Source organism: Stenotrophomonas sp. 220_Sma, assembly GCF_056487375.1.
Map to the genome: position 1 here is coordinate 1,192,286 of NZ_CM151348.1, position 22,110 is coordinate 1,214,395.

The 22,110-nt window shown below is 65.4% G+C and carries 14 protein-coding genes; 7 read left to right on the forward strand and 7 right to left on the reverse strand.

The window, feature by feature from the left end; translation table 11 throughout:
- Window positions 1-183 precede the first annotated feature (183 nt).
- Both ACZLIB_RS05755 and ACZLIB_RS05760 read right to left on the reverse strand, forming a co-directional pair.
- Window positions 184-2,952: a TonB-dependent receptor gene (locus tag ACZLIB_RS05755; RefSeq protein WP_478469343.1), complete on the reverse strand. Its 2,769-nt coding sequence runs from the start codon at window positions 2,950-2,952 to the stop codon at window positions 184-186.
- A 251-nt stretch (window positions 2,953-3,203) separates the two neighbouring features.
- A complete protein-coding gene (locus ACZLIB_RS05760) occupies window positions 3,204-5,255 on the reverse strand; it encodes a glycoside hydrolase family 97 protein (RefSeq protein ID WP_478469344.1) in 2,052 nt (683 codons plus the stop codon).
- Window positions 5,256-5,492: 237 nt separating this feature from the next.
- Between ACZLIB_RS05760 and ACZLIB_RS05765 the strand changes: the two genes are divergently transcribed.
- From ACZLIB_RS05765 to ACZLIB_RS05785, 5 genes are all read left to right on the forward strand, one after another.
- Window positions 5,493-7,685 carry a glucosidase family protein gene (locus ACZLIB_RS05765; protein ID WP_478469345.1) on the forward strand — a complete coding sequence of 731 codons (2,193 nt, stop codon included), beginning with the start codon at window positions 5,493-5,495 and terminating at the stop codon, window positions 7,683-7,685.
- A complete protein-coding gene (locus tag ACZLIB_RS05770) occupies window positions 7,682-9,169 on the forward strand; it encodes an MFS transporter (protein WP_478469346.1) in 1,488 nt (495 codons plus the stop codon). The genes ACZLIB_RS05765 and ACZLIB_RS05770 overlap by 4 nt, the downstream gene beginning before the upstream one ends.
- The gene (locus tag ACZLIB_RS05775; protein WP_478469347.1) at window positions 9,169-10,884 is read left to right on the forward strand and encodes an alpha-amylase family glycosyl hydrolase; all 1,716 of its coding nucleotides are present in this window, start codon (window positions 9,169-9,171) and stop codon (window positions 10,882-10,884) included. The genes ACZLIB_RS05770 and ACZLIB_RS05775 overlap by 1 nt, the downstream gene beginning before the upstream one ends.
- Before the next feature lie 141 nt (window positions 10,885-11,025).
- Window positions 11,026-11,412 carry an SseB family protein gene (locus ACZLIB_RS05780; protein ID WP_071227802.1) on the forward strand — a complete coding sequence of 129 codons (387 nt, stop codon included), beginning with the start codon at window positions 11,026-11,028 and terminating at the stop codon, window positions 11,410-11,412.
- Window positions 11,413-11,527: 115 nt separating this feature from the next.
- On the forward strand, window positions 11,528-11,986 hold the full coding sequence (locus ACZLIB_RS05785; protein ID WP_478469349.1) for a GNAT family N-acetyltransferase: 459 nt from the start codon (window positions 11,528-11,530) through the stop codon (window positions 11,984-11,986).
- 128 nt (window positions 11,987-12,114) lie between these two features.
- On the opposite strand, the gene ACZLIB_RS05790 is transcribed toward ACZLIB_RS05785, so the two are convergent.
- Entirely contained in the window at window positions 12,115-12,489 is a 375-nt protein-coding gene (locus ACZLIB_RS05790; RefSeq protein WP_049422733.1) for a hypothetical protein, read from the reverse strand.
- 10 nt (window positions 12,490-12,499) lie between these two features.
- Entirely contained in the window at window positions 12,500-13,399 is a 900-nt protein-coding gene (locus tag ACZLIB_RS05795; protein ID WP_152905240.1) for a hypothetical protein, read from the reverse strand.
- Between the two features lie 236 nt (window positions 13,400-13,635).
- On the opposite strand from ACZLIB_RS05795, the gene ACZLIB_RS05800 reads away from it, so the two are divergent.
- A complete protein-coding gene (locus ACZLIB_RS05800; protein WP_197615753.1) occupies window positions 13,636-13,923 on the forward strand; it encodes a hypothetical protein in 288 nt (95 codons plus the stop codon).
- 115 nt (window positions 13,924-14,038) lie between these two features.
- Here the strand turns inward: ACZLIB_RS05800 and ACZLIB_RS05805 are convergent, their stop codons facing one another.
- The 3 genes from ACZLIB_RS05805 to ACZLIB_RS05815 form a co-directional block, all read right to left on the reverse strand.
- Window positions 14,039-17,623 (reverse strand): ABC transporter permease/M1 family aminopeptidase, encoded by a 3,585-nt coding sequence (locus tag ACZLIB_RS05805; RefSeq protein ID WP_478469351.1) that lies wholly within the window; start codon window positions 17,621-17,623, stop codon window positions 14,039-14,041.
- 12 nt (window positions 17,624-17,635) lie between these two features.
- The gene (locus ACZLIB_RS05810) at window positions 17,636-18,538 is read right to left on the reverse strand and encodes an ABC transporter ATP-binding protein (RefSeq protein WP_057499784.1); all 903 of its coding nucleotides are present in this window, start codon (window positions 18,536-18,538) and stop codon (window positions 17,636-17,638) included.
- 132 nt (window positions 18,539-18,670) lie between these two features.
- Window positions 18,671-19,702 carry a LacI family DNA-binding transcriptional regulator gene (locus tag ACZLIB_RS05815; RefSeq protein ID WP_478469352.1) on the reverse strand — a complete coding sequence of 344 codons (1,032 nt, stop codon included), beginning with the start codon at window positions 19,700-19,702 and terminating at the stop codon, window positions 18,671-18,673.
- A gap of 258 nt (window positions 19,703-19,960) precedes the next feature.
- On the opposite strand from ACZLIB_RS05815, the gene ACZLIB_RS05820 reads away from it, so the two are divergent.
- Window positions 19,961-22,099, forward strand: a complete 2,139-nt coding sequence (locus ACZLIB_RS05820) for a type I secretion system permease/ATPase (protein WP_235202901.1) — start codon at window positions 19,961-19,963, stop codon at window positions 22,097-22,099.
- Window positions 22,100-22,110: the final 11 nt, after the last annotated feature.

Sequence of the window (22,110 nt, forward strand, 5' to 3'; positions counted from 1 at the left end):
GTGAAGGGCATCCACGCATGGCGTGGATCTACTGGGGATGGCCCTTATCCACGCCATGCGTGGATGGGCCTTGCCGACCAACGGCCGGCATCCGCGCAAAAGAAAACCCGCTGCCTGCGCAGCGGGTTTCCGGTCCCGCTCCCCTTGTGTTGCCGGCCAGCGGCCGGCACTACCCGGTCGTGGTCAGAACTTGTAGTTCACGCCCAGCATGTAGGTGCGGCCCCACTCGATGTATTCCAGCGGGCGGTCCTTGCTGCCGGCGTAGGTGCGGTACGGCTCGTTGGTCAGGTTGCTGCCCTGCAGCAGCAGGGTCAGCCCGCGCAGGCTGCTGCTGTCGCTGAAGGTGTAGCTGACCTGCGCATCGGTCACGTTCTCGCCCACCACGTAACGCAGGGTGCGATTGCCGTTGAAGTTGCCGATCTCACCGATGAAGTCCGAACGGCGGCGCTGGCTCACGCGTGCTTCAAAGCCGCTGCGTTCGTAGTAGGCGGTGAAGTTGTACACGCGCTTGGACAGTCCCGGCAGGCTGATCGGGTCGGTGCCCACACTGGAGGCGCTCTCCGGATCCAGGATGGTGATGTCGCTCTTGTTGAAGGTCGCGCTGGCCTGCACGCCGAAGCCGCGCAGGCTGTCGGTCAGCATCTCCAGCGGGAACGACCCGGTCAGCTCCAGACCCTTCAAGGTGCCGCCCTTGCCGTTCTGCGGCGTGGAGAAGGTGCCGGTGGTCAGCACCGGTGCGGTCATGCCCGGCGGTGGCACGTAGTTGCCGAGCAGGCCGCTGAAGTCGTAGTTGTCCACCGATTGCGTGTATACGTAGCTCTTCAGGTCCTTGTAGAAGATCGCCGCAGCCACGTAGGCCTTCTCGCCGAAGTACTTCTCATAGGACAGATCCAGCGCGGTGGCGCGCCACGGATCGAGCAGCGGATTGCCACCGCTGCCACCGGGGCGGCCGTTGTTGGTATCCACGCCGAATTCCAGGCCGGCACGCATCTGGTCCACGCGCGGGCGCGCGACCTGCTTGGCGGCGGCGAAGCGCAGCGTCTGCTGGTGCGGGAACATGAACACCAGGTTCAAGCTTGGCAGCCAATCCTTGTAGGTCTTGCCGGCAGAGAAGGGCTGGATGTTGCTGCCCGCCGGCTGCGAGCTGTCCCAGTAGCGCGAATCCGAGCTCTGGTCGGTGTGCTGCATCTGCACGCCGATGTTGCCGCGCACGCCGACCACGCCGATGTCGGTATTGATGTTCAGGCGTGCCCACGCCGTGGTGATCTTCTCCTCGACCGTCCAGGATTTCGGAATCAGGTAGTCCAGGTTGTCGACCGGGTTGAAGGTCATGTAACGACCGACGGCTGCCGGCACATTCCACGACGGGATGTAGCCAATGCCGGCGAAACCGAGGTTGACCGGGCGGTACTGCAGGTCCGGTGCGATGGTGGATTCGCCTTGGGCGCCGAGCAGGATGTTGCCTTCGGCCTGGGCCTTCTGCTTGCGACGGTCGGCATAGTTCACGCCCACGTCCACATCCGAGAACCAGCTGGACATGGCCTCGGGAACCGGCAGCGTCGCCGCCAGCTTGGCGCCCTTCAAGCGGTCTTCGACCTCTGGCACCTTGCCATAGCCGGAACCATAGATCGTGTTGGTCAGGAACAGGCTGTCCGGATTGGAGTAGTCGCGCCCCGGCGTGATCTGCGAGAAGATGTTGTTGTTCACCACCAGCCCGATCGTGTCGAACTGCGGGCGCGGCACCAGCTGCAGGTTGTTTTCCAGGTTGATCTCGCGGCGGGTCGCCTTGGAGTAGTTCAGGTCGGCGACCAGCTTCACGCCACCGACGTTGAACTCGTTGTTCCAGCCGAACGCATCGATCTTGTCCTTGCGCTTGTTGTACATGCCGCGCACCAGCGGGTACGCATTGTTGATCGTGCCACCGGTGAAGCTGCCATCGGCATTGCGACCGACATTGCTGAACACCGGCAGGATCGCGTTGGGATTGTTGCTGTCCTCGCCGTTGCCGCTGAGGCTCAGCTCGAACTGGTTGGCGGTGTCGATCTGCTCGGCTTCGGTGTGGAACGCATCGAAGGTGCTGGTCCAGCTGTTGCTGGGGCGGAACTGGATCGTTGCCATCACGCCGTCGCGCTTGTTGTTGCCGGTGCGGCGCAGGGCCTTGATGCCATCGGTGAAGTAGGTGCCAGGTGCGATTCCGCGACGCTCGCCCTTGTCGGTGTGTTCGGTGGTCCAGGGCTCGTACAGGCCGACCTGGTTCTCCTGGATCGGCATGTCGCTGTGCGCATAACCAATGGCGATGCCCAGGGTGTTGTCGAAGAACTGGTCGATGTAGCTGGCGCTGAAACGGTTGCCATACGGGTCGATGTTGGCGGCGCGGCCCAGGGAGCTCTTCTGGTAGCGGCCGCTGACTGCGATCACGCGCTCGCCGAAGCTGAGCGGGCGTGCGGTCTGCATGTCGATGGTGCCCGACAGGCCCTGGCCGACCAGCGCCGCGTCCGGGGTCTTGTACACGGTCACGCCGTTGACCAGCTCGGACGGGTACTGGTCGAATTCGACGCCGCGGTTGTCGCCGGTGCTGACCACTTCACGGCCATTGAGCAGGGTGGTGGCGAAGTCGGGCGACAGGCCACGCACACTGATCACCTGCGCACGGCCGGCCACGCGCTGGGCAGCCAGGCCGGGCAGGCGCGAGATGGATTCGGCGATGCTGACGTCAGGCAGTTTGCCGATGTCTTCGGCGGAGATCGCTTCGACCACCGAGGTGGCGTCCTGCTTGATCGCGATTGCGTTCTCGATGCCGCGGCGGATGCCGGTGACCTGCACCGTATCCAGGTTGGTGGCGGCGGTGGCGGCCGGCGTGGTGGTGCTCTGCGTGGACTGTGCCGACGCCAGCGTCGGCGCCAGGACAACGGCCAGCGCGATGCTCAGCGCGCTGCGCTTGTGGTTCAACATTTTCCCCTCCCAGGCAATGTTGCAGATCGATTCGTGAACGTCCCGGAGTGACCGTGGACGTGCGACGCGGTGGCCGCTGTCGTCGCCGCTATGGTAGGCAGCGCGTTCTTCGCGGGAATCACCCTGCATACGTATTCAATGGCGTTTGCAGGGATGTAATCGCTTTCAGGTTCTGTTTGCGGTAGTGCCGGCCGCTGGCCAGCAATCGCGTTCACCGGGTTGCCGTCCAGCGGCCGGCACTACCGCGGCATTCAAAGCGGCGTGAAACGAATGGCCTGCCCACCACCCGGTGCCAGCACCAGCGTCAGTGCATCGGCGCTGGTCACCTCGCGGGTTTCACGTATGAACGCGAACGGATTGCTGCGGAAATCCGCGCCCTCGCCATCGCGGTAGATCTCGGCGCGGTAGCGCACGCCCGGTTCCAGGAAGCCCAGCGACACCGGCAGCACACGGCCGTGCTCGTCGGTGATGCTGCCGAGGAACCAGTCGCGGCTGTTGCGGTCGCGGCGCACGATCGTCACGTAGTCGCCCACTTCGCCATCAAGCACGCGGCTCTGCTCCCAGTCCACCGCGACGTCTTCGATGAAACGGAATGCCTGGCGATGCTGCAGGTAGTGCTCGGGCAGGTCGGCGGCCATCTGGATCGGGCTGTACAGCACCACGTACAGCGCCAGCTGGCGTGCCAGCGTGCTGGGAATAGCCTGGCCGTGGCGGCCCTTCAGGCTGAGGATGCCGGGCGTGTAATCCATCGGCCCGGCCAGCATGCGGGTGAACACCAGGTTGACCTCGTGTTCTGGTGGATTCGGTGGCTGGCCCCAGGCGTTGTACTCCATGCCGCGCGCGCCTTCGCGCGAGATCCAGTTGGGATAGGTGCGGCGCAGGCCGGTGTCCTTGATCGGCTCATGCGGGTTCACCGACAGGTGCCGGCGTGCCGCTTCCTGGACCACCTTCAGGTGGTGGCGCGCCATGAACTGACCGTCGTGCCACTCGCGCCACAGCGAGCCGCCCGAGGGATTGCGGCGGTCGACCTGGCCGTCGTCACAGACGTAGCCGGTCTTGAACTGGTCCACGCCCAGCCGCGCGTACAGGTCCAGCGCAGCGCCCAGCTGCTCCTCGTAGTGCTCGATGGCGCAGCCGGTTTCATGGTGGCCGATCAGGTGCACGCCCTTGTTCAGGCCATACGCCGACAGCGCTTCAATGTCGAAATCGGGCGTGGCACGGGTGAAATCGAAGTCGTAGCCATTGCCCACCCACATGCCGTCCCAGCCCGGATTCCAGCCTTCCACCAGCACGCCACGGAAGCCGTGCGCGGCGGCGAAGTCGATCACCTTCTTCGTCTTCGCGGTGGTGGCCGCATGCTTCGGCCCGGTCGCCCAGCTCTCGTTGTCCAGGTGCATCGACCACCACACGCCCAGGTACTTGGCCGGCTTCACCCAGCTCACGTCGCCCAGCGCATTGGGCTCGTTGAGGTTGAGAATCAGGTCCGATTCGACCAGGCCCCCGGCACGGTCGGCGATCTGCAGCGTGCGCCACGGCGTGGCGAAGGGCAGGGTGCGGCGCACCTTCCAGCCTTCGGCCGAAGGCGACAGCTGCGCACGCAGGCGTTGGCCTTCGGTGCGGCGCAGCCACATGCCGGCGTAGTCCACCAGTGCGGCCTCATGGATCGCCACGTGCAGGCCGTCGCGGCTGCGCAGGGTCATCGGTGTATGCACCAGCGGCACCTCATTCAGCGGCGTGCGCTGGTACAGATACTCGTAGTGGATCGGTTCGCCGGCAGGGATCCACCACGCGGTGGAATCCTGTGCAATGGCGAACTCGGTTAGCTCGTCATCGATGATCGCTTCGCGCAGGTTCGGCTGCCCGGGGAATACGTAGCGGAAGCCGATGCCATCGTCGTAGACGCGGAACACCACATCCAGCCGGCGCTTGCTGCCGGTGGTCTCGGCCAGATGAACGGTCAGCTCATTGAAACGGTTGCGGGTAATCCGGCGCTCGCCCCAGGGCTGTTCCCAGCTGTCATCGACGCTGCGTTGCTGTTGGCCGAGCAGGGCGAAATCGCGGTCCAGGCGGCCATCGCGTAAAGCAAAGCCCAGCTTCGAATCCTCCACCACGGTCTCGCCGAAACGCTCGACGCGGTAGCGCGCCGTGCCGCCGTCCAGCACCATGCTGGCCTTGAGCATCCTGCCAGGCGATTCGACAGTGAGGACCTGCGGCGCAGCCTGCGACAGCGTGGTCATTCCCAGCAACGCCAGGCCGAACACGTGCGCGAGCACAGTGCGTACAGCAGTGGACGACATCGGCATTTCCCCTCCCAAGGCGCCGTTGGCAGACCCGGACCATAAGCCAGCGCGGCAGGCCCGCTACCGCGCAACGCCATGAATACGTATGCAGCTGGACGCAGCCGACAGCCCCGCGTCTACCATGGGGCCAAGGCACCTTGAGGGAGGGGCCGCGCCCGCCCGCCGACAACGACGGTGCGGACCTACAACGCGTGCAGAGAGGGAGGGAGGCCGACGGGCGCAAGCCGGTCCGCCGCTTCGATGCTGAAGATCATTTGCCTGACCGCTGCCCTGGGGGCAGCGCTGGGATCGACCGCGCAGGCGGCCGACCTGCAATTCGACGGCCGCCATGCGCGTGCCGAAGCCGCTGCCAACGGCAGCTTCGTGCTGCATGCGCCGAAGGGAGAGGTACGTATCGCGCCCATGCCGATGCGCAGCCAGACCGGCAGCGTGATGTTCGATGCACTGTTCGCGCTGGCCCAGCAGGAGATGGACCAGGACCGCGTGGATGCGATCCGTGATCCCGCCTTCGACGAAGGCCGGCCGGTGCCGTGCGAGTGCTTCCAGACCGGCGCGCGCTGGCCCTACGTGTGGACCCGCGATGTCAGCTTCGCCGCCGACCTGGCGCTGGCGCGGCTGGATCCGCAGCGCACCCGGCAGTCGCTGCAGTTCAAGCTCTCGGCAGCGCGCGATGGCCATACGCCCGGCCTGTTCGTCGCGCAGGACACCGGTTCCGGCGGCAGCTGGCCGATCAGCAGCGACCGGGTGGTGTGGTTCCTGGCGGCACGCCACCTGCTGGACGATCGCGCGTTTGCCGACCAGGTCTGGCAGGCGCTGCAGGGCACGCTGGCGCAGGACCGCGCGATGGTGTTCGACGCGCAGGTGGGCCTGTACCGTGGTGAGACCTCGTTCCTGGATTGGCGTGAGCAGACCTATCCGGACTGGACCCGCGAGGACGTGCGCTTCATCGGCGATTCCTATGCGCTGTCCACCAACGTGCTGCACTACCAGGCGCTGCGCCTGGCCGAACGCCTGGCTGGCCAACATGGTGATGCCCGCGCGGCTGACTACAAGGCGTGGGCCGATGCGTTGGCGCAGCAGATCGACGCGCGCTTCTGGCGCGAGGACATGGGCCAGTACATGAGCTACATCGGCGAAGCCGCGCACCCGGTGCCGTACGTCAAGGTCGATCTGCTCGGGCTGTCGCTGGGCATCCTCGCCGAGGTGCTGCCGCCCGAGCGCGCGCGCCGTGCACTGGCTGCCTACCCGATGGGGCCAGCCGGCAGCCCGGTGGTCTGGCCGCAGGAATCGCAGCAGCCGATCTACCACAACCGCGCGATCTGGCCGTTTGTCAGCGCGTACTCTCTGCGTGCGGCGCGGCAGCTGGACGATGCGCCGCGCATCGCCGCTGAGATCCGTTCGCTGATGCAGGGCGCGGCGCTGGCCGGTTCCAACATGGAAAACTACGAACTGGTCAGCCAGGCCGTGCATGTCGAGGAAGGTGCGCTGAGCGGCCCGGTGGTCAACTCCGAACGCCAGTTGTGGTCGGTGGCCGGCTACCTGTCGATGGTGCTTGAAGGTGTGTTCGGTGTGCAGGACGATGGCCGCGTGCAGCCCAAGCTGCCGGCCGTGCTGGTGCCGGAGCTGTTCGGCACGCACCCCCGCATCACGCTGGAAGCCAACGGCAGGCGCTATGTGCTGGAGCGCCCGCAGAACGTGGGCGATGGCCTGCTGGTGGCCGGCAGCACCATCACACGTGGCACGACTACCACGGTGCAGCTGGTCGCTGCCCCGGCAGCAACCGGTTTCGCTGCCACGACTGCGGATGCCAACGCGCGTGCGCCCGCAACACCGGCGGCACCGCAGGCCCTGCGCATGGGCACGGGCTGGAACGTTCCGGTGCAAGCCGAGCAGGTTCTGTGGAAGGACGGCAGGGCCGTCGCCGCCAGCAATGGCCCGGTGCACATCAGCGACGATGGCCTGCAGCACTGCCTCAGCCTGACCCGGCGCGAGGGTGCATTGGAATCACTGCACAGCCCGACGCTCTGCGTCGGTCCGCAGCAGGTGCTGAAGGGCGAGGAACGCTGGCAGTTCACCGCGGCCCAGGCCGGGCAGGTGCGCCTGCGCCTGCAGTACCGCAACCCGAACGGGCCGATCAACACCGGCGTCACCGCTGCGGTCAAGCAGCTGGTGCTGCAGTGCCCGGGCCAGCCATTGCAGCGGCATACGGTCACTCTGCCACACAGCGTGGCGATGCAGGACTCGACCTCGGCGACATTCACGGTGCCAAAGGGGCAGTGCACGGTCGCGCTTGAAGAGGGCTTCAACATGAGCGCGCTGCAGCACTTCGCGCACTACACCGGCGGCAAGGGGGGACGCGATGGCGTGCTCAACCAGGCCCAGGTGCAGGCGCTGAAGGTGGCGCCGGTGGCGATGGAAGAGGGCGCACGATGAGTCGTCCCGCCAAACCGCAGCTGTCGTTCTGGCAGATCTGGAACATGTGTTTCGGCTTCCTCGGCATCCAGTTCGGATTCGCCCTGCAGAACGCCAACGCCAGCCGCATCTTCGAGACACTGGGCGCGGACATGGACGCGGTGCCCGGGCTGTGGATCGCGGCGCCACTGACTGGCCTGCTGGTGCAGCCGGTGATCGGTTACCTGTCCGATCGCACCTGGACGCGCTGGGGCCGTCGCCGCCCGTTCTTCATGATCGGTGCGGTACTGACTACGCTGGCGCTGCTGGTGATGCCGAATTCGCCGACGCTGTGGATCGCCGCCGGTACCTTGTGGGTGCTGGACGCCTCGATCAACGTGTCGATGGAACCGTTCCGCGCCTTCGTCGGCGATCAGCTGGCGCCGCGCCAGCGGCCGGCCGGCTATGCCATGCAGAGCTTCTTCATCGGCGTGGGCGCCATCGTCGCCAGCTTCCTGCCCTTCATCCTCGCCCACTTCGGTGTTGCCAATACCGCAGCTGCCGGCGAAGTGCCCGATACCGTGCGCTATGCGTTCTACTTTGGCGCGATGGTGCTGCTGGCGGCGATCACCTGGACGGTGGTCAGCACCCGCGAATACTCACCGACGGAGCTGGCTGGCTTCGATGATGCCGAGCCGCCGGCGCACCACGCAGGGGCTGCGATCAGTGGCCCCGCGCCGTGGACGCAGGTGGCGCTGTGGCTGGGGCTCGGCGTGGTGCTGGCGCTGTTGATCGCCTGGCGGCAGGGCGACAGGATGCTGTACGTGCTGGCCGGCCTGTGTGCCGGCTATGGCCTGCTGCTGGCGGCCGCGCGTGCGTTGCCGGCCACGCATATGCTGGCCGCCATCGTCGGTGACCTGCGCGCGATGCCGGTGACCATGCGTCGTTTGGCGTGGGTGCAGTTCTTCTCGTGGTTCGCGCTGTTTGCGATGTGGATCTACACCACCGCCGCGGTGGCGGGTACCCACTTCGGCTCGACCGATCCGCAGTCACCGGCCTACAACGAGGGCGCCAACTGGGTGGGCGTGCTGTTTGGTGCCTACAACGGCTTCGCCGCGCTGGCCGCAGTACTGATCCCGCCGATGGTGCGTGCGATCGGCCTGCGCTGGAGCCACCTGGTCAACCTCTGGTTGGGCGGTGCAGGTCTGGTCTCGCTGATGTTCATCCGCGACCCGCACTGGCTGCTGCTGTCGATGGTCGGCGTCGGCTTCGCCTGGGCGTCCATTCTTTCGCTGCCATACGCACTGCTGTCCGACAGCGTGCCGGCATCGAAGATGGGCGTGTACATGGGCATCTTCAATTTCTTCATCGTGATCCCGCAGCTGGTTGCGGCCAGCGCGCTCGGCTTTGCCCTGCGCGCCTGGCTGGGTGGCCAGCCGATGCATGTGCTGGTGCTGGGCGGCTGCAGCCTGTTCGTCGCCGGCCTGTGCGTGCTGCGGGCTCCGTCCCGTCCGGAGGTGGTGTGATGCGTGGTGCGCTGTCTGTTGCTGTTTCCCTGGTACTGCTGGCCGGCCATGCGACGGCCGCGCCACGCCCGGACTATGTGGGCACCACCGAGCCGTTCGCCAGCGATGCGGTGTACTTCGTGGTCACCGACCGCTTCGTCAACGGCGACCCGTCCAACGATCATCGCGACCAGGGCGGAACGCATCGCACCTTCGATATCCCGGTGCCGTGCCAGGACAAGGTGGACGGCAATATCGGCTACCTCGGTGGCGACTTCCGCGGCGTGCTCGACAATGCGCAGTACATCCGCAACCTCGGCTTCGGCGCGGTATGGATCACGCCAATCATCGACAACCCGGACGAGGCGTTCACCGGCAGCAAGGCGATCAGCTGTACCAGCACGCTGACCGATCGCGGCAAGACCGGCTACCACGGCTACTGGGGCATCAACTTCTACAAGCTCGATGAGCACCTGCCCAGCAAGGACCTGGACTTCGCGGGGTTGACCAAGGGCCTGCATGGCGCAGGCCTGAAGGTGGTGCTGGACATCGTCGGCAACCACGGCTCGCCGGCCTGGACCATGCCGACACGGCAGCCGCAGTTCGGCCAGATCTTCGACAAGGACGGAACGCTGATCGCCGACCACCAGAACCTGCCACCGCAGAAGCTGGATCCGAAGCACAACCCGCTGCACGCGTTCTACAACAACATCGGTCCGGTCGACGGCAAGAACGGATCGATCTTCGACGGCAACCTTGCCGAGCTGTCCGACTTCAACCAGGACAATCCGGCGGTGATGGATTATCTGGTGGGTGCTTACCTGCAGTGGACCGCGCAGGGCGTGGATGCGCTGCGCATCGATACCATCGGCTGGCTGCCGCACCCGTGGTGGCATGCCTTCGTCAAGCGCATCCGTGCTGAACATCCGGGCATGTTCATGTTCGGCGAAGCGTTCGATTACAACGCGGCGAGCATCGCCGAACACACCTGGCCGGCCAACGCCAATGTCAGCGTGCTCGACTTCCCGCTGCGCGGCGCACTGGAGCAGACCTTCGGCACCGCTGGAAAGGGCTTTGAAACCCTGGGCGAGCCGCTGCACCTGACCGGCGGCCCGTACGCCAATCCGTACGAGCTGATGAGCTTCTACGACAACCACGACATGCCGCGCCTGCAGGCCAGTGACAGCGGCTTCATCGATGCGCACAACTGGCTGTTCACCGCACGCGGCATTCCGGTGGTCTATTACGGCTCGGAAACCGGCTTCATGCGCGGCCGCGCCGAGCATGCCGGCAATCGTGCCTACTTTGGCCAGCCGCGTGTGGATGCCGCACCGGAGAGTCCGATCTTCGCGCCGCTGCAGCGTATCGCGCGATTGCGCGAAGCCACGCCGGCGCTGCAGCGTGGCCTGCAGGTGAACGAGCGCCTGCAGGGTGATGAGGCGGTGTTCTTCCGCGTGCTGCAGCATGGCGAAGTGGCGCAGACCGCGCTGGTGCTGCTGAACAAGGGCGACCGGACCAGGACCCTCACTGTGTCGCGTTACGTGCAGGCGGGCCGCTGGCGCGATGCACTGGACGGCGGTTCGTTGCAGGTGGATGCCTCCCTGAAGGCCGACGTGCCCGCGCACGGCGTGAAGGTCTACGTGCTGGACGCCGCCGTGCAGCAGCCGGCATTGCAGGCTGAGCTGGACAAGGCGATGGCCGACCAGAAGGCGCGGGATCAGCGGCTGGGGCGGTAGTGCCGGCCGCTGGCTGGCAACCCCGGATTCCTGGCTCCTGCCTACCGCTCTGGTGGGTGCCAACCTTGGTTGGCACGCTTTTCGAGCAGTCGAGCAAGCTCGACTCTACAATAGGCACCCCTCACGCCCCGCCGTACCGCCATGACCGACCTCGCCCCGCAGACCCCGATCGAAACCCTGCTGAAGGCGGCGATGGACGGGGCGGTGCCGATCCGCGCCTTCATGGAGGCCTTCGTCGCCTCCGAAGTGGTGCTGCTGACCGGCAGCCTGGTCACTCCCGACGGCAGCGGCTTCGACCCGCTGCTGTTCGACAAGCAGGGCACCTTGCACGTGGCCGTGTTCACCGACCCGTCGCGGGTGGGCATCTACAGCCAGCAGGCCGATCACCAGATCCGCTGGCTGATGCTGGACGTGCTGCGCCGCGTGCCGGGTGGCTATGGCGTGGTGATCAATCCGGGCACTTCGCTGGGCTTTGAGATTTCGCCGAGCGGCGTGGGCGAGATCCTGAAGGACTTCGCCCAGGGCTGAACCGCCACCGCGCTATATTTGTAAAGTCGAGCCATGCTCGACTGCCTTTCGCACAGTGCCAGATCAGTCGAGCATGGCTCGACTCTACAGAACGCTTCCCCATCGAGGCATTGCCATGGAATTCAGGGTATTACCCGCCGATGCACCGGAACGGCAGCAGTTGGCCCGGTGGTACCACGCCGAATGGGGCCGCGACGCCGGCCTGTCGCTGGAACAGGAACTGCAGCGGCTGAACACACCTCAGGACGCCGAGGGTTTCCCGCACCAGATCGCCGCCTTCGATGGCGACCAGGTGGTCGGTGCCGTGCAGCTCAAGCGCCGGGAAATGCAGGCCTTCCCGCAGTACGAGCATTGGCTGGGCAGCGTGTTCGTGGCCGATAGTCATCGCGGGCGTGGGCTGGCTGGCGCGCTGGTCGAACAGGCCGCGGCGCAGGCGGTGCGGATGGGCGTTTCCGAACTGTACCTGCAGACCGAATCGTTGGATGGCGGCCTGTACGCGCGGCTGGGCTGGAAGCCGCTGCAGGAAGCCGACAACCGCAGCCACCGTGTGCTGGTGATGGTGCGTTCGCTGTAGGAGAAGTGCCCTGGTGCTTCGTCCAGGCGGTGAGCTGGATGTGCCGGTTGAATGAGCTTGGGAGCTCCGGCTCACTGCTGTCGGAAAAGGGGCGACCTCAGGGCTTGGAGACTTCGGACATCGCATGCTCAATCGGCAGCCAGGTTGCCCGCGACGAGGACAGCGTTGTGTCGTACATCGTCACGCTCGATGTATCGCAGGAGGTCCTGTGCGAGAACGCGTTTGCTGATTGTTGCCAAACGCTCATTGTCCGCATCCGATTTTGCCGATGAGCTGGCTGAGAGCAACAGCATGTTAACGATGTGGGATGAGATTCTGGACTGCAGTTCAGCCTGGGATCTTGCTTCACCATCCTCGTCGAAAAGCATGTGGATGGACATCGCAAGATCATCGCTGTACTGCTGCTTCAGACTGGGTAGTCCATGGGTGATGTGAAAGGCTCCCAGAAGCGAGAACGCAATGGCGACCAGGGAATGCGATCCCAACTGCAACCATATCTTCATGACGGAACTCCTAGCGGGGACGGACCCATTCGCAGCGGTCCAGCTTTCCGTTTATCGATCCGCATCGGTAATAGCCGCCACTAAAGTTGTAGCGGATCTCACGTGGCCAATCCCCCTTGTCGATATCAATATCAATCTGTCCCCCATTCCTGATGGTGTCTGATTCAGGCAATGCCTGGCCAAAAACATCCCTGGCGGTGTCTTTGATCAGTCGAGCCGCCCCTCTTGCCATTGGATTGATCTGCCAGCAAGCGGTGTCGCCGTTGTCCATCAGCAGGCAGCCGCCAACGCCTCTCCCGAAGAAGTACTCGAGCGACCGGAAGAGTGAGCCAATGAGGTTTCCATTGATCTGCCCGTGTTGCCAGGCTGGATTGTTTGCGGTGTGCGCGATTCGGATAGCATCGTCCACTGCGGGGATGAACTGGTTTGCGACATGCAGGCTTGAGAAGTAGCCGCTGTCGTTTACGGGTTTTATGAACACCCATTCTTTCGACATGCGGACGATCGCTTCAAGCTGAAGTCGTTCGCCGTCTGCCAGGCCCTGTGAACTGCTATCGAAGTCACCTTGCCCATACCGGGTCAGCACCGGTTGGCTCGGTAGGCGCCAGCTTGGAACGTTGATGTCGGCAGCGACTCCCAGATCGCCCTGGGAAGGGGCCTGGTGGAGGCGTCTGGGAACCTCGCCAGGAGGAATGTAGTTGACGGTGACGTAAAGCGCTTGGGCGGTGTTGGGGTTGACCACGAGGTAGGCCTCCCAGCCACGACGGAACCCATGAGCCATCTCGCCAGCGGATTCGTATTGCCAGGATTGAGTGCAGTTGCCACAGGTGACTACCTGGACCGCGTGTGCCTCGAACGGGGAAAGCACGGAGCCTGCGAGAATCAAGGTGGCTGCAGAGATCATTTTCACAAAGTGGCTCCTTGGACGAGTGGGTGTACCTGCGGGTACACCTTCCTGATCCACGGTGTTCCCACGCATTCACCTTGCGCTTCGTGGCGACTGCCGCGTATCGGTATCCGCCGTGCGGTTCGTCAGAGATCCGAGGATCTTGATGTCAGGCATCCAATCTGACCCCTGCTGCACCCAATGTCAGTCAGCGTTATTCTGGAAGCGGACTTCATCTTCTGATGGCTGATAACGTGACCATGGCTGTACCCCGCCATTCCCGCTCCGCCCTGATCTTCCTGATCGCGGCGATCGTTGCCGCGTTGGTCTCCATGCCCCTGCTGCGCGCCCTGGGCATGGTGCTGTGGCCGGTGTTCGTCATTGCCTGGCTGATCAATCTGGGCGCGGCCTGGCATCTGGCCCAGTGGGCGTGCCAGCAGGGCCGTTCGGCGTGGGCATTCGGGTTGCCGGCGGCGCTCGGCACCGTCGCCTCGATCGTGGTCTTCGTGCTGCTGGCGTTGCTGGGGCCGAAGGCGACGGTGCGCTGAAGCTTTGCGGTCACCGTGGGCAGTATGCCGAGCATGGCTCGGCACTACAGTAAGGCCGAGCCAAGCCCGCAGCTGTTGCGTGGAGCGCCGGCGGACAGGCCGGCGCCCCGTTGCCTCACATCGTCACCTTGCGCCGGTTGTCATCGCTTACCCGGTCGATCAGCTTGTTGTAGGGATCGAAGCCTGCTTCATCCGGCTTTTCATCCACCGTCACCGTGATCTTCGGCGCGGCGCTGGTGATGTGGTGGCGCTGCAGGTACAGCACCTTCTGGTCGCGTTCCTTGCCCGAAGGCCCATTGGCGAACACGCCGATCTCAACCCAGTCATCCATCGTGCCGTCGCTCTCCTTGCCCTTGCCATCGGCGTACTGCTTGGCCGCGTGCAGGTCCAGGGTCACGTCGTAGCGACCGTCATCGCGCTTGCGGGTGCTGGCGGCCATCACCCGGTTGTCGTAGAAGCTGATTTTCTCGAACAGGTCGGTGACCAGCTGCTGGCGGTCGGCCGGGGTCTCCGCCCGGATGTAGTCCAGCAGTTCGCGTGAGGTGGTGTACGGCGGTTGCTGATAGCCCTTGTCCTGCAGGAAGCGCTTCAACGCGCGGTTCAGCGCCTGCTCGCCGATTTCCTCGCGCAGCCGGTAGAACACCAGCGAACCCTTCTGGTAGTGGATGTACTGCTGGTTCTCCACGCGCTCCAGCGGCTGCTCCTCGATGGCCTCGCCACCGCGTCCAGACAGGTAGCCATCCAGCTCGCGCTTGAGGAACTGGCGCATGTGCTGGCGGCCGTACTCCTGCTCCATCACCATCAGCGCAGAGTACTGCGACAACGATTCGGAGAGCACCGTCGCGCCCTGCACGTTGGCACCGATCACCTGGTGCGCCCACCACTGGTGTGCGATCTCGTGCGCGGTCACGTAGAACACGTAGTCCACCTTGTCCGGATCGCGCAGGTCGGCGATGAAGCCGATGGCCTCGGAGTAGGGGATGGTATTGGCGAACGACTGCGCGAAGCGCGCATAGCCCGGGAACTCGATGATGCGTACCTGGCGGTGCTGGTAGGGCGTGAAGTTCGCTTCGTAGTAGGCCAGCGACTTCTGCACCGCTTCGATCATCCGGTCCACGTTGTAGCCGTGCGCCGGGTCGAAGTAGACCTCCACCGGGATGTCCTTGTACTTCGCCCTGCGCACCTCCCAGCGTGCCGACAGGTAGGCGTAGAAGTTCAGCATCGGCCGGTCCATGGCGTAGCTGAAGCAGCGGCGGCCATTCACCGTGGTCTCCTTCTGCAGGTAGCCCGGCGCCAACGCCACCTGGTCCGGTGCGGTGCAGACCGTGGTGCGGAAATCGAGCCAGTCGGCGTCGTTGGAAATGTAGGTGTTGGCGCGCGCGGCTTCGTCTTCCAGCTTGGGCATGCGCCGCGGCTCGCCGAGGCCGCGCTTGCGGCGTTCGTTGCGGTCGCTGATCTCGGCGCCTTCGTTGTAGCCGAAGGAAGGCAGTACGCGGCTGTTGAAGAACGTGCCGTTGTCGACGATGTTGCTCGGCGCCTGGCCGGCGGTGATGCCATTGGGTTTCTGCACCACCCGGAAGTGGACGTTGCGGCTTTCACCCGGTTGCAGTGGCGCGGCCAGGCGGTAGATGCGGTAGCCAAGGTCGGCGTCGTGCATCGACAAGGTCTGCCCACCCAGGTCAGCCGCGACCAGCTGCTTGTCGTCGCCCATCGAGACATGCACGTCCTGGATCGGCACGGCATGCGTGTTGCGCACCGTCCAGTTCGCATCGATCACCATCGACTGCGATTCGGGGAACAGGTCCACGCGGTTGTCCACCGCCACGATGCGAGGCTGCGGCAGAGTGCGGTACTTCGACAGTTCACGCTCGTAGCGCGCCTGCAGGTCCAGCTGCTGGTCGGGCGAGATGAACTCGTTGCGGATGTTGGTGCTCCAGTACAGCCAGCCGCCCACGCCGATGAAGGCCAAGGCCGCTACGCCAGCGAAGACGCCGGTCGGACCGCGCAGGCGGCGGCCGGCCAGGGCCAGGCGCTGGCGCAGCCCTTGGCTGACGCCGCGCACCCAGAATGCCGACGCCAGGCACATCAACGTCAGCAGGAACAACGCCCAGTAGCCCTGGAACGCCAGTTGCCCGGTCAGGAAGTGGCCGTAGCCGTTCATGTCCGAATAGGGCGCGTTGGGCCAGCTGCCGAAGTTGTACAGGTTCTGCGTGTAGTCGAGCAGGCCGAGCACGCCCTGGCCGATCATCACCACGATCAGCAGCGCATAACCGACGAACTTGTTGTTGGTGAGCACCTGCAGCACCAGCGCCAGGCCCCCCATCAGGATGTAGACCACCGAATCCAGCGCCAGGCTCCGCAGGTACAGCAGCGGCTCAAGATGCGTGTAGCCCTTGGCCAGCTGCACACCCATCGCCGCCAGCGCGCCGGCGGCCTGGAAGCAGACGATCACCGCCAGCAGTGCAGTGAACTTGGCCAGCAGCGGCACCCAGTTCGGCACCGGCATGGCATCGGTCACTTCATTGATGCGCGCGCTGCGTTCCTTCCAGACCAGCTCACCGGCGAAGAACAGCACGATGATCACCAGCAGCCAGCTGAAGGCGCCCTGCAGGCCCATGATCATCTGCGAGGTGACCGGCCAGATCGAGGTGCCGTACAGTGTCTGCCGGAACAGCGCGCTGGGCAGGAAGTTGGCCAGGCCGAGCACCAGCAGCACGATGAACGGCACGCTGCGCAGGACGCCGCGTGTATCGAAGCGGACCTGGCGCAGGAACTGCTGCCACGCCGTGGTGGTAGTGAACGCCGGTACCACGCGCGGCAGCGTCGCGCGGGTGGGACGGACCACGCTGGCATCGGCAACCGGTTGCGCCTGCCTGCGGCCCCAGCGCCGACGGCCACTGCCGCTGCGTTCGGTGCGGAACAGCGCGAAGGTGGCGGCGAACAGCGCGGCGGCTACGCCCAACCACAGGGCGCGATTGGCCAGCAGGTAACCGGCCAGCTCGGGAATCCCGTTGTTGCGTTCGGCGGTGGACCAGTAGCGGATCGTGCGGCCCAGTGCGCGCATGCCCAACGGTTCGCTCAGCACCGCGATCCACGTGTTGTCGATGTCGCGCAGCAGGGCCGCGCTGGCGCCGTACAGCACCAGGTAGGCCACCAGGCCGATGTAGACCCACAGGATCGAGCGGGTCAGCGCCGCCAGCAGCGACAGCAGCGCGGTGGTGAACAGCAGGTTCGGAATGACGATGACCGCGAACGTCCACGCATAGCCCTGCCAGCTGATCGGGCCCATGCGCTCGGGATCGACCCACGGCATGAACGGCGCCAGCCACAGGCCGAAGGCGATCAGGACGTAGACCAGCAGCCCGGCCGCCAGGGCGGCAGCGATGCGCCCGGCCAGGTAATCGCGGCGCTTCACCGGGCTGGCGAAGATCAGTTCGGCGGTGCCGAGTTCGAAGTCACGCAACAGCGCGTTGCTGACGAACAATGCGGTGACCAGCATGCCAAGCAGGGTGAAGATGCCCAGCATCTGCGCGATCACGGTGGGCGCGTTGCTGTGCACGTTGCCAGTGCCGCCACCGATCTGCACGGCGTCGCTGGAGGCAGCGGCGAAGGCGAGCAGGGCGAACAGCCCGGCCAGCAGCCACAGCAGCGGGGAACGCAGCTGCTCGCGCAGCTCGAAGCGGAAGAAGTTGAGGATCATGGCGTGCTCCGCTCAGGCTGCCGCGCGGGCACGGGCCTGCAGGCGCAGGCGCTGGAAGTACACGTCCTCGAGGTCGGGAGCTACGGCCGCAAAGCCGTCACCGGGGTCGTTGGCGCTGTGCACGTGGATCACCGGGCGGCCACCGACCAGGCGGGTCGACAGCACCACATAGCGCGCTTCGTGGTCGGCCAGTTCCGAAGGATCAACCTGCTTGCGCCAGACCTGGTGCTGCAGGGCGTCGATGGCTTCGGCAGGACGGCCGGTCAGCAGCACCTGGCCCTTGTTCATGATCGCCATCGTCGGGCACAGATCGGTTACGTCCTCGACGATGTGGGTGGACAGGATCACCGCCACGTTCTCGCCGATGGCGGCCAGCAGGTTGAGGAAGCGGTTGCGTTCTTCCGGGTCGAGGCCGGCGGTGGGTTCATCGACGATCACCAGCCGCGGGTCACCCAGCAACGCCTGGGCAATACCGAAGCGCTGGCGCATGCCGCCGGAGTAGGTGCCCAGCTTGCGCTTGCGGGCGTCCCACAGGTTCACCTGCTGCAGCAGCCCATCGACCACCTCGCGGCGCTGCGCGCGCTGGGTCAGGCCCTTGAGCACCGCGAAATGCTCCAGCAGGTCCAGCGCGCTGACTTTCGGGTACACGCCGAAATCCTGCGGCAGGTAGCCGAGCCGGCGGCGCACCGCGTCCTTGTCGCGCAGCACGTCGATCGGCGCCTCGCCTGGAATGCTGAGCGTGGCCGTGCCGCTGTCGGCCTCCTGCAGGGTGGACAGCGTGCGCATCAGCGACGATTTGCCGGCGCCGTTCGGGCCGAGCAGGCCGAACATGCCGCGCGGGATGTCCAGGGTGACGTTGTTGAGGGCATGCACGCCGTTGGCGTACGTCTTGGACAGCGAATCGATCTTCAGCATGCGACGTACACCTTTCAATGGGCGATGTCTGCGCGTTATCCGCGCATCAGCCTCCGTGCGCATCCGCCGTTGGTCATGGGGGGAGAATCCGGCCGTCGTGCGTTGGGGCGTGGGGCGGTGGCCTGGCAGCGCTTACCCGCGCAGCGAAGATTCTCGCACCACCAGCTTCACCGGGATGCTCTGGCTCTCCACCAGTTGCCGGCCGATCAGTGCCAGCAGGCGCTCCACCAGCAGCTGTCCGGCCTGCTTGGTGTCCTGCTGCACGGTGGTCAGCGCCGGGGATACCGAGGCCGCCAGCGGGATGTCGTCGAAGCCGGTCACCGCCACGTCCTGTGGCACCCGCAGGCCGGTCTCGCGCAGGGCGCGCATCGCGCCGATGGCGATCAGGTCGCTGGCGGCGCAGATCGCATCGATCGGTTCACCGCGTGCCAGCAGCACCTGGCAGGCCTCCTGGCCGGAGGCCTCGGTGGTGATCGCATCGTGCTGCAGCGCCGGTTCGGCGGCCAGGCCGTGGTCCTGCAGGGCCGCGACATGGCCGCGGTAGCGCTCCTGGAATTCGGGGTAATGGCTGGAGGCATGACCGAGGAAGGCAATGCGGCGGCAGCCCTGCTGCAGCAGGTGGGTGGTGATGTCGTGCCCACCCTGGAAGTTGTCGCTGCCGATCGAGACGCCGGGTTGGCCGGGCAGGGCGGCGCCCCAGCGCACGAAGTGCGTGCCCTGTTCGACCAGCCGCTGCAGGCGGTCGCGCGATTCGTGGTAGTCGCCGTAGCCGAGCAGGATGATGCCGTCGGCCTTGTTGCTGTCCTCGTAATCGGCCTGCCAGTCGGTGGACAGCTGCTGGAACGAGACCAGCAGGTCCTGCCCATGCAGGGCGCAGGCACGGGTGATCGAGCCCAGCATCGAGTGGAAGAACGGGTTGATCAGCGAGTCGTCGTTGGTCGGGTCCTCGAAGAACAGCAGGGCCAGGGTGCCGGCGTTGCGCAGGCGCAGGCTGGAGGCGTTCTTGTCGACCTTGTAGTTCAGTTCGCGGGCGATGCGCAGGATGCGCTCGCGGGTCTCGGCATTGACCATCGGGCTGCCTCGCAGGGCCCGCGACACGGTCGGCTGGGAGACCCCGGCCAGGTGGGCGATGTCCAGGGAGGTGGCTTTGCCTTTGATCGTCATGGGAACGGATAGGGAACGTGCAGCGATCATGATGCCATGAGGCTGGCCCTCCGCTCGCAGGTGCGCTCCTGTCTGGATGAACGGGATTGATGTTGAAAAATGTGACCAATTTATCACTTTGACCTGATTTGCACAAAAGCGCATTCAGCAGATGGACAGCTGCCATGGCATGGCCCTAGAGTCCGCGCACCAGGGGACAACAAGGCAGTTGACGTGGGCAGTAACGGATCAGGGATCGATCTGCAGGAGTCACTGTGCGTGGACGATGGAGGCGCGCTGGCGTGCTTCGTCGCCCTGTTGGGGTTTCTGGATCGGCCTGCCGACCCCGACCAGCTCCGGCACCAGCTGGGCCACCCCGAAGGCCGTATCGATACACAGGATCTGTTGCGCCTGGCCAAGCGGATGGACGTCAAAGCACGCGTGGTACAGGCGCGGGTAACCGCGCTGCGCGACCATCCGCTGCCCGCCATCGCCTGCCTGGCCGACGGGCGCTATACGCTCGTGCTCAAGGCCGACGCCGAGAACGTGTTGTGCTTCGACGCGGCGGCCGACGGACGCCCGGTCACGCTGTCCCTTGGCGAGTTCTCGCAGGAGTTCGATGGCCGCCTGTTGCTGATGACCACGCGTGAAAGCGTGGCCGGCGCCGTGAGGCGCTTCGATGTCGGTTGGTTCATTCCTGCCCTGGTGAAGTATCGCCGCCTGCTGCGTGACGTGTTGGTAGCCTCGTTCTTCCTGCAGTTGATGGCACTGATCACGCCGCTGTTCTTCCAGGTGGTGATCGACAAGGTACTGGTGCACAAAGGCATCACCACGCTGGAAGTGCTTGCCCTCGGCCTGCTGGTGGTTTCGGTGTTCGAAGTGCTGATGGGCGGACTGCGCACCTACCTGTTTTCGCACACCACCAGCCGCGTTGATGCCGAACTTGGCTCGAAGCTCTTCTCCCACCTCACGCATCTGCCATTGGCCTATTTCCAGGCGCGCCGGGTGGGCGATTCGGTGGCGCGCGTGCGCGAACTGGAAACCATCCGCGAGTTCCTCACCTCCTCGGCGCAGACGGTCGTGCTGGACCTGTTCTTCGCCATCGTGTTCCTGGCCGTGATGTGGCTGTACAGCCCTGCATTGCTGCTGATCGTACTGATCACGCTGCCGCTGTACGCGGTGGTGGTCATGGTGGTCGGGCCGATGCTGCGGCGCCGCCTGGATGAAAAGTTCGTGCGCGGTGCCGAAAACCAGTCGTTCCTGGTCGAAGCAGTGACCGGTGTGGAGACCATCAAGGCGCTGGCGGTCGAGCCGCAGGCACAGAACCGCTGGGACAAGCAGCTGGCGGGTTACATCCAGGCCAGCTTCCGCGCCAGCATGCTGGCCAACTGGGGCTCGCAGGCGGTGCAGCTGATCCACAAGCTGGCCACCGTGGCACTCCTGTTCTTCGGCGCGCGGCTGGTGATTGACGGCAAGCTGACCGTGGGCGAACTGGTGGCGTTCAACATGCTTGCCGGGCAGGTTGCCGGGCCGGTGCTGCGCCTGGCGCAGTTGGCGCAGGACTTCCAGCAGGCGCGCATTGCCGTGGAGCGGCTGGGCGACATCCTCAACTCCCCTACCGAACCGGCCAGCTCACCCTCGCGTGCCAGCCTGCCGGCAGTGGATGGCCGCATCGCGCTGGAGCACGTGTCGTTCCGCTATCGGCCTGAGGGGCAGGAAGTGTTGTCGTCGGTCAGTCTGGAGATTGCTCCGGGTGAGATCCTCGGCGTGGTCGGGCCCTCGGGATCCGGCAAGTCGACCCTGACCAAGCTGATCCAGCGCTTGCACACCCCGGAGCGCGGCCGTGTGCTGGTGGATGGTGTCGATCTGTCCATGGTGGATCCGGCGTGGCTGCGGCGACAGGTGGGTGTGGTGCTGCAGGAAAACCTGCTGTTCAACCGCAGTGTGCGCGAGAACATCGCCATGGCCGACCCGGCGATGCCGATGAGCCGGGTGGTGGAAGTGGCCAAGCTGGCTGGCGCGCACGATTTCATCCTGGAGCTGCCCGAGGCCTACGACACGCGCATCGACGAGCGCGGGGGCAATCTCTCCGGCGGCCAACGGCAGCGCCTGGCGATCGCGCGTGCATTGGCGATCGATCCGAAGATCCTTATCTTCGATGAGGCGACTTCGGCGCTGGATGCGGAGAGCGAAGAGGTCATCCAGGACAACCTCAAGCGGATGTCCGCCGGCCGCACCGTGATCATCATCGCGCATCGTCTGTCGGCGGTACGCCAGGCCAACCGCATCGTGACCCTCGAACGTGGCCGCATCACCGAGACCGGCACGCACGAGGATCTGCTCCGCGCGGGAGGCCGTTACTCACTGCTCTACACCAAACAGATGGGCCTGCCCGCCGTGGCGGCCCCGCTGAACTGACCACTGCGGGC

What these genes read in the sequence shown, in the direction of transcription:
- ACZLIB_RS05755 (WP_478469343.1), bottom strand. Translation starts at nt 2,952, where the DNA reads ATGTTGAACCACAAGCGCAGCGCGCTGAGCATCGCGCTGGCCGTTGTC.
- ACZLIB_RS05760 (WP_478469344.1), bottom strand. Translation starts at nt 5,255, where the DNA reads ATGCCGATGTCGTCCACTGCTGTACGCACTGTGCTCGCGCACGTGTTC.
- ACZLIB_RS05765 (WP_478469345.1), top strand. Translation starts at nt 5,493, where the DNA reads ATGCTGAAGATCATTTGCCTGACCGCTGCCCTGGGGGCAGCGCTGGGA.
- ACZLIB_RS05770 (WP_478469346.1), top strand. Translation starts at nt 7,682, where the DNA reads ATGAGTCGTCCCGCCAAACCGCAGCTGTCGTTCTGGCAGATCTGGAAC.
- ACZLIB_RS05775 (WP_478469347.1), top strand. Translation starts at nt 9,169, where the DNA reads ATGCGTGGTGCGCTGTCTGTTGCTGTTTCCCTGGTACTGCTGGCCGGC.
- ACZLIB_RS05780 (WP_071227802.1), top strand. Translation starts at nt 11,026, where the DNA reads ATGACCGACCTCGCCCCGCAGACCCCGATCGAAACCCTGCTGAAGGCG.
- ACZLIB_RS05785 (WP_478469349.1), top strand. Translation starts at nt 11,528, where the DNA reads ATGGAATTCAGGGTATTACCCGCCGATGCACCGGAACGGCAGCAGTTG.
- ACZLIB_RS05790 (WP_049422733.1), bottom strand. Translation starts at nt 12,489, where the DNA reads ATGAAGATATGGTTGCAGTTGGGATCGCATTCCCTGGTCGCCATTGCG.
- ACZLIB_RS05800 (WP_197615753.1), top strand. Translation starts at nt 13,636, where the DNA reads ATGGCTGTACCCCGCCATTCCCGCTCCGCCCTGATCTTCCTGATCGCG.
- ACZLIB_RS05805 (WP_478469351.1), bottom strand. Translation starts at nt 17,623, where the DNA reads ATGATCCTCAACTTCTTCCGCTTCGAGCTGCGCGAGCAGCTGCGTTCC.
- ACZLIB_RS05810 (WP_057499784.1), bottom strand. Translation starts at nt 18,538, where the DNA reads ATGCTGAAGATCGATTCGCTGTCCAAGACGTACGCCAACGGCGTGCAT.
- ACZLIB_RS05815 (WP_478469352.1), bottom strand. Translation starts at nt 19,702, where the DNA reads ATGACGATCAAAGGCAAAGCCACCTCCCTGGACATCGCCCACCTGGCC.